Source organism: Janthinobacterium svalbardense (assembly GCF_002327145.1).
In the GTDB taxonomy this organism is placed as follows: domain Bacteria; phylum Pseudomonadota; class Gammaproteobacteria; order Burkholderiales; family Burkholderiaceae_D; genus Janthinobacterium; species Janthinobacterium tructae.
Genome location: NZ_CP023422.1, coordinates 5,630,975 through 5,644,227, shown reverse-complemented (window position 1 = coordinate 5,644,227; position 13,253 = coordinate 5,630,975). Strand labels below are relative to the sequence as shown.

The following is a 13,253-nucleotide window of genomic DNA, read 5'->3' as shown; positions in this document are numbered from 1 at the left end:
GTGGCCGAAACCGGCCTGCACCTAAACGGATAATGCGCCTGTACGGGGGCGTATCACAATTTTTCTGATGAGGTCTTATTACAGCACAAGTCGTGGCAATTTTGCTACGTATATTTGCTTTAAATTACGAATATTTATCATTTTGATAGCGTGAAGGCTATCGCTGCGGCACACTTCGCATGAGCACGCTATCAGTGAAAAATACTGTTGTTTTTTTGTGCGAATCACCAGCAGAAAAACAATATATTGATTAGTATATTGTTTATCGCATGATGATCAATATGACCGCCGGTGGGAGGGCAAGATGGAGACAGTTGCAACACAGCACGCCGAATACAACCTCGACGCCATGCGTGGCTCGGCCTACAAGGCCAGCTCGCTGCTCAAGGCCATGGGCAATGCCGACCGTTTGATGCTGCTGTGCCAGCTATCGCAGGGCGAGCACTGCGTCAGCGACCTCGAACAAAAAGTGGGCATCGGCCAGCCGACGCTGTCGCAGCAGCTGGGCGTGCTGCGCGAAGAGATGCTGGTGGCCACGCGGCGCGATGGCAAGCAGATTTATTATCGTGTCGCCAGCGCGCCCGTGCTGGCCGTGCTGCAAGTGCTGTACGCGCAGTTCTGCGCGCCGCGTCTGCCGTTCAACGACGAAGCGGACTGAGGCCGACCATGACTATTGCTTGGCAGCACTTCACGCCGTGGGCCTCGCTGGCCGGTGGCATGCTGATCGGTTTGGCGGCTGCGCTATTGATCCTGTTCAATGGACGCATCGCCGGCATCAGCGGCATCCTCGGCGGCTTGCTGCGCCCGCGCAGTGGCGACCTGGGCTGGCGCATCGCCTTTCTTGCCGGCCTGGTCGGCACGCCCCTGCTGTGGCAGTTGTGGCAAGCCTTGCCGCCCGTGCAGATCGAGGCGGGCACGTTGGCCCTGACCGTGGCGGGCCTGCTGGTGGGCGTGGGCGTGCGCTATGGCGCCGGCTGTACCAGCGGCCACGGCGTGTGCGGCCTGTCGCGCCTGTCTCCTCGTTCGCTGGCGGCCACTTGTGTTTTCATGGCGGCCGGTTTCCTCACCGTCTATCTGTTGCGCCACCTATGAGTAAACTACTCCTTTCCCTGTTGAGCGGCCTCGTCTTTGGTCTGGGCCTGATCGTCTCCGGCATGAGCAACCCGGCCAAGGTGCTCGGGTTCCTCGACCTGGCCGGCGCCTGGGACCCGTCCCTGGCGCTGGTGATGGGCGGCGCCATCGGCGTGGCCATGCCCGCCTTCTGGCTGGCAGGACGGCGCAGCACGGCGCTGTTGGGCGAACCCCTGCAATTGCCTGCGTCGCGCCGCATCGACCGGCGCTTGCTGCTGGGCAGCCTGGCCTTTGGCGCGGGCTGGGGCATCGCCGGTTTCTGTCCCGGTCCCGCCCTCGTCTCCCTGCTGGCGGGCCAGCCGAAGGCCTGGATCTTTACCGGTGCGATGCTGGCCGGCATGCTCCTCTTTGAAGTGCTGGAGCGCCGCAAGCTGTCCGCGCCAGCCTGAGACGGTACAATCTGGCGCATCGCCACTTTGGATACCGCTTACATGACAACCGTGATTTTCCGCGCCGGCGCGCGCGCCGCCCTGCTGTGCAGCATGCTGGCGCTGGCCGCCTGCGGCAGTTTGCTGAAGAAGGAAGCCCCGCCCGCTCCCGCACCCGTGGCCGACACCTTGCCTAATCCGCAAGTGCTGCTGCTGGGCGAAGTGCATGACAATGTGCAAGGCCAGCGCTTGCGCGTCGCCGAGTTGCAGCGCCGCCTGGCGGCCGGCTGGCGTCCCGTGATTGTCATGGAGCAATTCGATCGCGAAAACCAGGCTTTGCTGACGCGCGCCGCGCGCGATTGCGCCGACCCCGATTGCATCATCCGCGTGATGGAACAGCCGCGCTGGGACTGGAGCTTGTACCGGCCCGTGCTGGACCTCGTCATCAGCTATCAATTGACCCTGGTCGCCGGCAATTTGTCGCCGGCCGATGCTTCGTGCATCGTGCGCGACGGCATCCAGTGGGCCATGCCGCCCGCCATGGTGGCCACTTACCTGGCCGCGCCCGTGCCGGCCGATATCCTGGAAGGGCAACAGAAGGAAGTGCAGGCGGCCCGCTGCAATATGCTGCCTGAGATGATGATCAAGGGCGTCGTCAACGCCCAGGTGGCGCGCGATATCTGGATGGCCAAGCTGATCCGCGACCAGGCGCCGCGCGACGTGGTGCTGATCGCCGGCAATGAGCATGTGCGCAAGGATATCGGCGTGCCCCGCTGGCTGAAGCTGGCCGACCCGCAACTGAACCTGCGCAGCATCGGTTACCTGGAGCAGGGTAGCACCGGTTTCAAGGGTACGTTCGACCTGACGCAAACGATGCCGGCGCAGCCGCGCCCGGACCCGTGCGCCAAGTTCAAGAAATAATCACTGCTGCACCCGCACCAGGGCGCTGACCCGGCTTGCCGTATCGAGCAGTTTCGGCAAGCTGTGTTCCAGCAAATGCGCCACGGACGGCCCCGCCGTCTGGCCGCTGACGTTGATCGCCGCCACCACCTTGCCGGCCCGGTCGAACACGGGCGCGGCCAGGGCGATCAAGCCCTGTTCCAGCTCTTCCTGCACCAGGCACCAGCCCTGGCGCCGCACTTGCGCAATCTCTTCCATCAAGACCTCGATATCGACCTTGGTCGCCGGCGTGATTTTCAGCAATGCCATCCTCGACAGCCGTTCGCGCAGCGCCTCGGGCGGCAGGCCCGACAGCAAGACACGTCCCATCGAGGTGCAGTAGGCGGGCAGGCGGCTGCCGATGCCCAGGTTGATCGACATGGTGCGGTGCGCGGACAGGCGCACGACATACACGATGTCGTCGCCGTCGAGCACGGTGGCCGAGCACGACTGGCGCAAGGTCTGCATCAATTCTTCCAGCAGCGGCTGTGCCTGCGTCCACACGGGCAAGGACGACAGATAGGCGTAACCGAGGTCGAGCACCTTGGGCGTCAGGCGGAACAGCCGTCCATCCGCTTCCACATAACCGAGATGCAGCAAGGTGTGCAGGATGCGCCGCGCGCCCGCGCGCGTCAGCTGCGCCCGTTCCGCCACTTCGCTCAGGGTCTGCTGCGGCGCCTGCGCGCCAAAGCTGCGCAAGACGGCCAGGCCCCGCGCGAACGATTGCACATAGCTGTCGCCGGGACGGGGGGCGCCGTCGGCATCAGGGAGTTCTTCGGCGGAAACGGGCGTACTGCGGCGGTCGGTCATGGCGATTCCAATGGGGCAAGGTGGCAATTATAGCCATGGCGGTGGTGAAAACGGCAAATTGACAAGCGCGCCGATCAGGCATATTCTCACGAATAAGTTCTAAATACGAATATTTGTTCACAATGCGAACAAATGGATGATGGATTTGATTGGGAGGAGACAGCAATGATCGACAAACTGCGTTCCAGCGTGCTTGATGCGCTGGCCGATATCCACGATGGCGCCACCGTCATGATTGGCGGCTTCGGCGGCGCGGGCCAGCCGGCCGAGCTGATCGACGGCTTGATCGCCCAGGGCGCGCGCGACCTCGTCATCGTCAACAACAATGCGGGCAATGGCGATACGGGCCTGGCCGCCCTGCTGAAAAACGGGCAAGTGCGCAAGATCATCTGCTCGTTCCCACGCCAGGCCGATTCCCACGTGTTCGACGCGCTGTACCGCGCGGGCAAGCTGGAGCTGGAACTGGTGCCGCAGGGCAATCTGGCCGAGCGCATCCGCGCCGCCGGCGCCGGCATCGGCGGCTTTTTCACGCCCACGGGCTATGGCACGGACCTGGCCAAGGGCAAGGAAACGCGCGAGATCGATGGCCGCATGTATGTGTTCGAGTCGCCCATCCATGCCGATTTCGCGCTGATCAAGGCGGAGCAGGGCGACCGCTGGGGCAACCTGACCTACCGCAAGACGGCGCGCAACTTCGGCCCCATCATGGCCATGGCCGCCAAGGTCAGCATTGCTTCCGTGCACGAGGTGCTTGACTTGGGCAGCATCGACCCCGAACACGTCATCACGCCGGGCCTGTTCGTGCAGCGCATCGTGCAAGTGCCGCGCACGGCCACCGGCCCCGCCGGCTTCAAAGCTGCCTGAGGAGTATCAAGTGAACAAATGGAATCGAGATCAAATGGCGGCCAAGGTGGCGGCCGACATCCATGAAGGCAGTGTCGTGAACCTGGGCATCGGCTTGCCGACCCTGGTGGCGAATCACTTGCCGGCCGGTGCGGAGATCATCCTGCACAGCGAAAACGGCGTCATCGGCATGGGCCCCGCGCCCGCACCCGGCGAGGAAGACTACGACCTGATCAACGCGGGCAAGCAGCCCGTCACCTTGCTGCCCGGCGGCAGCTATTTTCATCATGCCGACAGCTTCGCCATGATGCGCGGCGGCCACCTGGACATCTGCGTGCTGGGCGCGTTTCAAGTCTCCGCCACGGGCGACCTGGCCAACTGGCACACGGGCGCCCCGGACGCCATTCCTGCCGTGGGCGGCGCCATGGACCTGGCCATCGGCGCGAAAAAAACCTGGGTCATGATGGAATTGCTGACCAAGACGGGTGAAAGCAAGCTGGTGCAGGCCTGCACGTATCCGCTCACGGGTATCGCTTGCGTCAGCCGCATCTACAGCGACCTGGCCGTGCTCGACCTGGGACCAAACGGCGCCGCCGTCGTCGAGCTGGCCGCTGGCTTGAGTTTTGCGCAACTGCAAGCGTTGACGGCCGTGCCGCTGACGGATGCCCGCTAATCCAACATCAAACCACTTTCTTGGAGGAAAGAACATGACCCACGCATACATTTGCGACGCGCAGCGTACGCCATTCGGCCGCTACGGTGGCAGCCTGTCCGGCGTGCGCGCCGACGACCTGGGCGCCGTGCCCATCCGTGCCTTGATGGCGCGCAACCCCGACGTGGACTGGACGGCCGTCACGGACGTGCTGTACGGCTGCGCCAATCAGGCGGGCGAAGATAACCGCAACGTGGCGCGCATGGCGGCCTTGCTGGCCGGCTTGCCCGACAGCGTGCCCGGCGCCACCCTGAACCGTTTGTGCGGCTCGGGCCTGGACGCCATCGGCAGCGCCGGGCGCTTCATCAAGAGCGGCGAGGCGGGCTTGCTGATCGCCGGCGGCGTGGAAAGCATGAGCCGTGCGCCGTTTGTCATGGGCAAGGCCGGCAGCGCCTTTGCGCGCGGCATGAAAATGGAAGACACGACCATCGGCTGGCGCTTCATCAACCCCTTGATGAAGGCGCAGTACGGCGTCGATTCGATGCCGGAAACGGCGGAAAACGTGGCCAGCGATTTTGGCATCAGCCGCGCGGACCAGGATGCGTTCGCCCTGGCCAGCCAGGTGAAAGCACTGGCGGCGCAGCAGGCGGGCGTGTTCGACAGTGAAATCTGTCCTGTCAGCATCGCCCAAAAGAAGGGCGAGCCCATTATCGTTGCGCGCGACGAGCATCCGCGCGCCACCACGCTGGACACCCTGGCCAAATTGAAACCCGTCGTGCGCGCGGATGGCACGATTACGGCCGGCAACGCGTCCGGCGTCAACGATGGTGCCGCGGCCCTGCTGCTGGCCGACGAGGCCAACGCGGCCCGCTTTGGCCTGACGCCGCGCGCGCGCGTGGTGGCCATGGCGACGGCCGGTGTGGCGCCGCGCATCATGGGCATCGGCCCCGCGCCCGCCACCTTGAAAGTGCTGGCCATGACGGGGCTGACCCTGGCCGACTTCGACGTCATCGAACTGAACGAAGCGTTTGCCGCGCAAGGCCTGGCCGTGCTGCGCCAGTTGGGCTTGCCCGATGACGATGCGCGCGTCAACCCGAACGGCGGCGCGATTGCCCTCGGCCATCCGCTGGGTGCGTCGGGCGCGCGCCTGGCCATGACGGCCGTCAACCAGCTGCACCGCACGGGCGGGCGCTATGCCTTATGCACCATGTGCATCGGCGTGGGCCAGGGCATCGCGCTGGTGCTGGAACGGGTCTGACCCTGCGCGCCCATAGGCGAAAAAAAAGTTGCCGGCGCTACGTATTAACGCGTATGTCGGGCGGCTTTTTGACCCGGATCAAGGGCGTATGATGCAAAACCAGCCCGGGCAACCGGGCTGGCGCTGGCTTTTTTACACGAACAAGAAGACTGATATGACATCCCACGATACTCCGCATGACGTTGCGCAGCTGACTTCCCAGCAGCGCATCAAGGCCATCATTGGCGCTTCCTCCGGTAACCTGGTCGAATGGTTCGACTTCTACATTTACTCGTTCTGCGCGCTGTACTTCTCGCACGCTTTCTTCCCTTCCGGTAATCCCACCACGCAGCTGCTGCAGACGGCCGGCATCTTTGCCGCCGGCTTCCTCATGCGTCCCGTGGGCGGCTGGCTGTTCGGCCGCATCGCCGACAAATACGGCCGCCGCCAGTCGATGATGATTTCCGTGCTGATGATGTGCGGCGGTTCCTTGATGATCGCCGTGCTGCCCACGTATGAAACCATCGGCGCCTTCGCGCCGTTCCTGCTGCTGGTGGCGCGCCTGTTCCAGGGCCTGTCCGTGGGCGGTGAATATGGCACCAGCGCCACCTACATGAGTGAAGTGTCGGAATCGGGCAGGCGCGGCTTCTTCGCTTCGTTCCAGTACGTGACCCTGATCGGCGGCCAGTTGCTGGCGCTGCTGGTGCTGGTGGTCTTGCAGCAACTCTTGACCTTGGAAGAGCTGCGTGCCTGGGGCTGGCGTATCCCGTTCGTCTTCGGCGCCCTGGCGGCATTGGTGTCGCTGAACCTGCGTAAATCCCTGACCGAAACAACCACCGCCAGCGAGCGCAAGGACAAGGACGCGGGCAGCCTGCGCGGCTTGCTCAAGCACAAGCGCGCCTTCATCACGGTACTCGGCTTTACGGCCGGCGGCTCGCTGGTGTTCTACACGTTTACCACTTACATGCAGAAATACCTGGTCAACACGGCCGGCATGGATACCAAGACGGCCAGCGCCGTCATGACCTGCGCCCTGCTGGTGTACATGATTTTGCAACCGGTGTTCGGCGCCCTGTCCGACCGTATCGGCCGCCGTACCTCGATGCTGTTCTTCGGTGGCCTGGCCACCCTGTGCGTGCTGCCGATCATGCATGCCTTGAAAGACATCACCAGCCCATACGCGGCGTTTGGCCTGATCATCATCGCGCTGGCCATCATCAGTTTCTATACGTCGATCAGCGGCTTGATCAAGGCGGAAATGTTCCCCGTCGAAGTGCGCGCGCTGGGCGTGGGCCTGTCGTACGCGGTCGCCAACGCCATGTTCGGCGGCTCGGCCGAATACGTGGCGCTGCAGTTCAAGGCCTGGCACGTGGAAGACTACTTCTACTGGTACGTCACCGTCATGTGCCTGATTTCCTTCATCGTCGCCATCCGCATGCCGGACCCGAGCCGCTCGGGACTGCTGAAGTAACGTTGTCGTAAAATGGGGGACACTGCGGTGTCCCTTTTTCATCACAGCCTTTTTATCGTGCCGATCAGGAGTCTTCATGTCGTATGTCATTCCCGCCGCCATCCAGCCCAGCGTTCCCGTCACCGGCAGCGTTGATACTTTCCCGGTCCACCGTATCTATTGCGTGGGCCGCAACTATGTCGACCACGCCAAGGAAATGGGACACACGGGCCGCGAGGCGCCGTTTTTCTTCATGAAACCAAACGATGCCGTGCTGCCCGTGCCAGCTGGCACGACGGGCGAGCTGCCTTATCCCGCGCAAACGCAGGATTTCCAGCACGAGATGGAACTGGTGGTGGCCATCGGCAAGGGCGGCAGCGATATCGGCGTGGCTGATGCGCTGAGCCATGTGTGGGGTTATGCGATCGGCCTGGACATGACGCGCCGCGACGTGCAGGGTGCAGCGAAAAAGCAGGGCCGTCCATGGGAGACGGGCAAGGCCTTCGAGCACTCGGCGCCCATCGGCCCCATTACCCCGGCCGCGCTGGCGGGCGACGTCCAGCATGCCGCCATCACCCTGCACGTGAACGGTGAGCTGCGTCAAGGCAGCAGCGTCGACATGCTGATCTGGAACGTGGCGGAAACCATCGCCGACCTGTCGACCTATTTCACCTTGCAGCCCGGTGACCTGATCTACACGGGCACGCCGGCCGGCGTGGCAGCCGTGCAGCGCGGCGACGAGCTGGTGGGGGCCATCGATGGCCTGGGCACTTTGCGCGTGAAAGTGGTCTAAGCTGACAAGGAAAACGGCATGATGAGCGACACTTATTCTGTAGCACAACCCACGCGCGCCGAGATCGACGCCTTGACGGGGCCGGCCCTGCTGGAATTTGGCACGGGCTGGTGCGGCCACTGCCGTGCCACCCAGGCGCCGCTGGCCGCCGCGTTTGCGCAGCACCCCGGGGTGCCGCACCTGCGCGTGGAAGACGGCCCCGGCCGCGCGCTCGGGCGTTCATTCCGGGTGAAACTGTGGCCGACCCTGATCTTTTTGAAAGATGGCCAGGAAGTGGCGCGGATCGTGCGTCCGCTCGACAGTGCCGAGATCGCCAGGGCGTTCAGCCTGATTCACCCAACGGCAAATGCCGGGGTCGGACCCTCAGGGTCCGACCCCAGTCCTCGCCGCTAGGGTTGGCACTTCAAACGACCTTGCCGCACTGCAGCACTGCGCGTATGATAAGCCGCTTACAGCAAGATCAACCGCATCCTTCGTGATGCAGCGCGATCATCGCCGGCCCGCTCCACCCGGAGGGGCCGCAGGCAAGGATTCACCACAAATGACCGATGCCGCGATGCCGACGCGCGGGTCTGGTACGGAATGCCTGGCGATACGCCGGGCCTGATACACGTCGCCCATCCCCTGACGCCTTTCCTGCCGTGCCCCGGGTAACCGGATGGCGCACGACCGTTGTTTCTCTAAATCAGCACTGATCACAGCGCGATAGCGCGCGTTGCCAGCAGTTCGCTACGGCAACAAAAACCGTTGTTTTTGTTTGCAAATTTAATAGCAAATGCGCGGCAAATGCGTGCGTGCACGGCTATGATATGTGAACAATGCGCCTAAGTAATCGTCGGGAAATTATTGTAAATTTATGACGAACAGAAGCGGATGCGATGCAAGGCGGCTGTCGCGACGCAGTGCGAGCACTGCGAGCGGCTGCCAACGCAGCAGCGCGCCGCTTATGGAAGTCAGAAATAACAATAATTTACTGGCGGTTACTGATACAACGTGCTGTGCTGCTGCCTGAAAAAACATCCAGAGAATGGCCTTTAGACACCCTCCCCAAGGAGCGCAGTAAATGAGTAAGCCCCCGAGCACCCCCCCAAGAAAAATTCCCCCGGCACGGTGCTGTTCGCCAGCCTGATCGGCACCACCATCGAGTTCTTCGACTTTTATATTTACGCTACTGCCGCCGTGCTGGTGTTCCCGAAACTGTTTTTCCCTGCCGGTGACCCGTCGGCCGCCGTGCTGCAGTCGCTGGCCACGTTTGCCATCGCCTTCTTCGCCCGCCCCATCGGTTCGGCCGTGTTCGGCCACTTTGGCGACCGCATCGGCCGCAAGGCCACCCTGGTGGCGGCCTTGCTGACCATGGGTATTTCCACCGTCATCATCGGCTTGCTGCCGACGTATGCCGCCATCGGCACCCTTGCGCCGTTGCTGCTGGCGCTGTGCCGTTTTGGCCAGGGCCTGGGCCTGGGCGGAGAATGGGGCGGCGCGGTGCTGCTGGCCACGGAAAATGCACCACCGGGCAAACGCGCCTGGTACGGCATGTTCCCGCAGCTGGGCGCGCCAATCGGCTTCTTCCTGTCGGGCGGCATCTTCCTGCTGCTCAGCGAAACCCTGACCGATGAGCAATTCTTCAGCTATGGCTGGCGCATCCCCTTCCTGGCCAGCGCGCTGCTGGTCATCGTCGGCCTGTATGTGCGTCTGAAAATCACGGAAACACCGGACTTCCAGAAGGTCATCGAGAAGAACGAAGTCGTCAAACTGCCCGTCGCCACCGTGTTCCGCCAGCATGGCCGCATGCTGTTCCTGGGCACCATCATTGCCCTGGCCACCTTCGTGCTGTTCTACCTGATGACGGTGTTTGCCTTGAGCTGGGGTACGACCAAACTGGGCTTCACGCGCAAGGAATTCCTCGTCGTGCAGCTGTTTGCCGTGCTGTTCTTTGCGTTGACGATTCCGTTTTCGGCCGTGCTGGCCGACCGCCGCGGCCGCCGCGCCACCATGATCTGGGTTTCCGTCGCCATCGCCATCTTCGGCCTGGTGCTGGCGCCCATGTTCGGCTCCGGCGTGACGTGGGAAGTGACGCTCTTCATGGCTGTCGGCCTGGGCCTGATGGGCATGACCTACGGACCGCTGGGCACCATGCTGTCCGAGCTGTTCCCGCCCGAAGTGCGCTACACGGGTGCCTCGCTGACGTTCAACCTGGCGGGTATTTTGGGCGCCTCGCTGGCGCCGTACATCGCCACCTGGCTGGCCACCAACCATGGCTTGCAATACGTGGGCTATTACCTGTCGCTGGCGGCCGTGCTGACCCTGGGCGCGTTGCTGATGGTGGGCAAGCCGAGGGCAGGCAAGGAAGCCTGGGAATAAACGCCCGCGCCGGCTGAATCCCCTGATGGAACGAACCCCGGAAGCTGGCATCCAGCTTCCGGGGTTTTTTTATGCGGCCTGCACCACGCCATCATCCTGGCCGACAGACCTACTTACCACTTCGGCGTGTACTTCAGGGTGAGTTGCACGTTGCGCGGGTCGCCAAAGTAGTTATTCGAACCGGTGGTGTTGTAGGCCGGAATGATGTAGCGCTTGTCGAAGACGTTGTTGACGTTGACCGACAGGGCCACCTGCGGCGTGGCTTGCCAGGCCAGGCGCGCATTCCAGATCGAGAAGCCGGCAAGCTTGAAGGTGCGCTCGGTATCGACCGTATGGCTTTGCATGTTCACGCCGGCGCCGACGCTGAACTTGTTCCACTCACCTGGCAGGGTATAGCCGGACCACAGGCGCAGCATGTGCTTCGGCGTCCAGGTCGAGAAGACCTCGCCCTTGTTGTCCGGATCGTTGAGATAGGTTGTCGCCGTATAGGCATAGCCGGCCGACAGCTGCAGGCCGCGCGCCACCTCGCCGGCCACTTCCGCTTCCAGGCCCTGGCTGCGCACCTTGCCCGAGGCGCGCGAGCAGTACCAGCCGTCGCAGGCGAAACCGGCCGCGTAATCGTTGACAGCGCGGTCCTTGTGCTCGTAGCGGAAGATGGCCAGCGAGGTATTGACTTTACCGTCCAGCAGTTCGCCCTTGACGCCCGCTTCGTAGCTGTCGCCCGTGATCGGCTTGAGGATCTGGCCCGCCGCGTTGCGGTTCGTCTGCGGCTGGAACACGCCCGTATAGCTGGCGTAGGTGGACCATTGCGGCGTCAGCGCATACATCAGGGCTGCCGATGGCGTGAACTTGGCCGTGACGCTGGTGGTGTCCACTGTGCCACCCTTTGGGGCATACACGAAGTCATACCAGCTGAAACGCCCGCCCAGCAGGGCTTTCAGATGGCTTGTCAGCTGGCCGTTCCAGTTGCCGTACAGGCCTTTCTGGCGCATGTCGTAGGTGCTGTTGGAGCTCACGCCGCGCGCGGCGATGGTGTCGAAATCCTGCCACGGGCGGTGATGATCGATATTGAAGATCTGCGCGCCTTGCGTCCAGGCGCGCGCATAGCGGTCGTCGGAATGGAACTTCACATAGCTGGCGCCGACGACGACTTCCTGCGCGATGCCCAGGCCATCGAATTTGCCGCGCACAAAGGCGTCGATGCCGCGCTTCTGGTTCTTGAAATCGGTGGAGAAGTCGCCGTACATGGAACCGCTGCCATTGGCCTTGATGGTGCCGGCCATGCGCTGGTGGGTCGAACTGGTGCTTTCATTGACGCCCAGCGCGGCCGTCTTGAAGCTCCACTGGCTGTTGAAGTGGTGCTCCAGGTCCAGGTTGACGGTGGTCTGTTCCACCTTGCTGCGGTTCCAGTCGGCGCCCGTATAGGTCGAACGGGGCAATCCCAGTTCGCTGCCGTCGGCGTAGCGCGCCAGGCCGATGAACATCGGGCGGCCACGCCCGTTGACGTTGCTCACGGCCAGGCCCAGGGTGGTGGCGGGACCGAGGTCGTAGTCGAGTGCCGCATACACGGTGCGGTTCTTGCTCCACACCTGGTCGATGAAGGAGTGGCTGTCGTCTTCATCGACGATGGCGCGTCCGCGCAGGCTGCCGTCCGCATTCAGCGGCGTGCTGACGTCAAGCTGGACGCCATAATGGTCCCATGAGCCGGCGCGGCCCGTGAGCGCGACCTGGCGCGTGGCAAGTGGGCGCTTGCGCACCAGATTGACGGAGCCGCCCGGGCTGCCCGTGCCTTCGAGCAGGCTGGAAGCGCCGCGCAGCACTTCCAGGCGGTCGTAGATGACCATGTTTTCCTGGCCCCAGTTACCCAGTGCATAGGTATTGCGGTCGATGGGCACGCCGTCGTATTGCCATTGATCGATCTGGAAACCGCGCGCCGTGATCACCACGCCCGGTCCCACGCCATGCACGCCGACGACGCCGGTGACGTTATTGACGGCCTCGCGCAAGTCCGTGATGCCCTGGTCATCCAGGCGCTGGCGCGTCAGCACGCTCACCGATTGCGGCATGTCCTTCATCGATTGCTCGCCCTTGCCGAGGGTGATTTTGCGCGCCGTGTAGGAGCCGCTGCCTTCCGTGGTGGCGCCTTGCTCGGCCTGGCCGACGATGGTTATCGAGGGCATGGTGCGCTCGGCCGCCGAGGCTGCACCGGCCGCCGCCGTGGGGGCGGATGCCGGCGCTGCCATCAGCACATAGCCGGTCGCCGTCTTGCCGATGGCGTAGCCGCTACCGCGCAGCAGTACGGCAAAGCCGTCATCGATGGTGTAGCTACCCTGCAGGCCGGCCGTGTGCAGCCCCTGCACCTTGGCAGCGTCGATGACGATGGACACGCCTGCCTGCTGCGCATAGCGGTTCAGGGCGCCGGCCAGCGGGCCGGCGGGGATGGTGTAGCTGGCGGCCGCTGGCGCGGCCTGGGCCAGCACCTGGGTGTGCAGGCCGGCGCCGGCCAGCAGCAGGGCAGCCAGGGCGAATGGATGCAGCCGCGTGCGCAGCGCGCGCGGTGAGGAAACGTTAACGATTCGAGCGGACATGGTGACAGCCTTTTTTGATTGATCTCAGCTGCCTTGACGCACGAGATGCACAAAGTGGAACCATGCACGTGAAATAATGCG

General features: G+C 63.5%; 13 protein-coding genes. 11 read left to right on the top strand and 2 right to left on the bottom strand.

What is annotated here, in order from left to right; all coding sequences use genetic code 11:
• Positions 1-304 precede the first annotated feature (304 nt).
• From CNX70_RS25135 to CNX70_RS25120, 4 genes are read left to right on the top strand one after another with little or no spacing between them, the layout of a single operon-like run.
• On the top strand, positions 305-658 hold the full coding sequence (locus CNX70_RS25135; RefSeq protein ID WP_071075569.1) for an ArsR/SmtB family transcription factor: 354 nt from the start codon (positions 305-307) through the stop codon (positions 656-658).
• Positions 659-666: 8 nt separating this feature from the next.
• Complete coding sequence (locus tag CNX70_RS25130; protein ID WP_096237779.1) at positions 667-1,092, top strand: YeeE/YedE family protein; 426 nt, start codon at positions 667-669, stop codon at positions 1,090-1,092.
• A complete protein-coding gene (locus tag CNX70_RS25125) occupies positions 1,089-1,520 on the top strand; it encodes a DUF6691 family protein (protein ID WP_096237778.1) in 432 nt (143 codons plus the stop codon). Before CNX70_RS25130 ends, CNX70_RS25125 begins: the two co-directional genes overlap by 4 nt.
• 42 nt (positions 1,521-1,562) lie before the next feature.
• Positions 1,563-2,420 carry a ChaN family lipoprotein gene (locus CNX70_RS25120; protein WP_096237777.1) on the top strand — a complete coding sequence of 286 codons (858 nt, stop codon included), beginning with the start codon at positions 1,563-1,565 and terminating at the stop codon, positions 2,418-2,420.
• On the opposite strand, the gene CNX70_RS25115 is transcribed toward CNX70_RS25120, so the two are convergent.
• Positions 2,421-3,248: an IclR family transcriptional regulator domain-containing protein gene (locus CNX70_RS25115; protein ID WP_096237776.1), complete on the bottom strand. Its 828-nt coding sequence runs from the start codon at positions 3,246-3,248 to the stop codon at positions 2,421-2,423.
• Between the two features lie 165 nt (positions 3,249-3,413).
• Here CNX70_RS25115 and CNX70_RS25110 point away from each other — a divergent pair, with 165 nt between their 5' ends.
• The 7 genes from CNX70_RS25110 (at position 3,414) to CNX70_RS25080 (ending at position 10,584) form a co-directional block, all read left to right on the top strand.
• Positions 3,414-4,112: a 3-oxoacid CoA-transferase subunit A gene (locus CNX70_RS25110; RefSeq protein WP_034746807.1), complete on the top strand. Its 699-nt coding sequence runs from the start codon at positions 3,414-3,416 to the stop codon at positions 4,110-4,112.
• A 10-nt stretch (positions 4,113-4,122) separates the two neighbouring features.
• The gene (locus CNX70_RS25105) at positions 4,123-4,764 is read left to right on the top strand and encodes a 3-oxoacid CoA-transferase subunit B (protein ID WP_096237775.1); all 642 of its coding nucleotides are present in this window, start codon (positions 4,123-4,125) and stop codon (positions 4,762-4,764) included.
• A gap of 34 nt (positions 4,765-4,798) precedes the next feature.
• Positions 4,799-6,001: a 3-oxoadipyl-CoA thiolase gene (pcaF, locus tag CNX70_RS25100; protein ID WP_096237774.1), complete on the top strand. Its 1,203-nt coding sequence runs from the start codon at positions 4,799-4,801 to the stop codon at positions 5,999-6,001.
• Positions 6,002-6,155: 154 nt separating this feature from the next.
• A complete protein-coding gene (locus CNX70_RS25095) occupies positions 6,156-7,451 on the top strand; it encodes an MFS family transporter (protein ID WP_071076010.1) in 1,296 nt (431 codons plus the stop codon).
• A 76-nt stretch (positions 7,452-7,527) separates the two neighbouring features.
• Positions 7,528-8,223, top strand: coding sequence for a fumarylacetoacetate hydrolase family protein (locus CNX70_RS25090; protein ID WP_096237773.1), 696 nt, complete (start codon positions 7,528-7,530; stop codon positions 8,221-8,223).
• A gap of 21 nt (positions 8,224-8,244) precedes the next feature.
• Complete coding sequence (locus CNX70_RS25085) at positions 8,245-8,616, top strand: thioredoxin family protein (RefSeq protein WP_167389783.1); 372 nt, start codon at positions 8,245-8,247, stop codon at positions 8,614-8,616.
• Positions 8,617-9,333: 717 nt separating this feature from the next.
• Positions 9,334-10,584 carry an MFS transporter gene (locus tag CNX70_RS25080; protein WP_096237771.1) on the top strand — a complete coding sequence of 417 codons (1,251 nt, stop codon included), beginning with the start codon at positions 9,334-9,336 and terminating at the stop codon, positions 10,582-10,584.
• 113 nt (positions 10,585-10,697) lie between these two features.
• On the opposite strand, the gene CNX70_RS25075 is transcribed toward CNX70_RS25080, so the two are convergent.
• Positions 10,698-13,172, bottom strand: coding sequence for a TonB-dependent siderophore receptor (locus tag CNX70_RS25075; protein ID WP_096237770.1), 2,475 nt, complete (start codon positions 13,170-13,172; stop codon positions 10,698-10,700).
• Between the last annotated feature and the right edge of the window lie 81 nt (positions 13,173-13,253).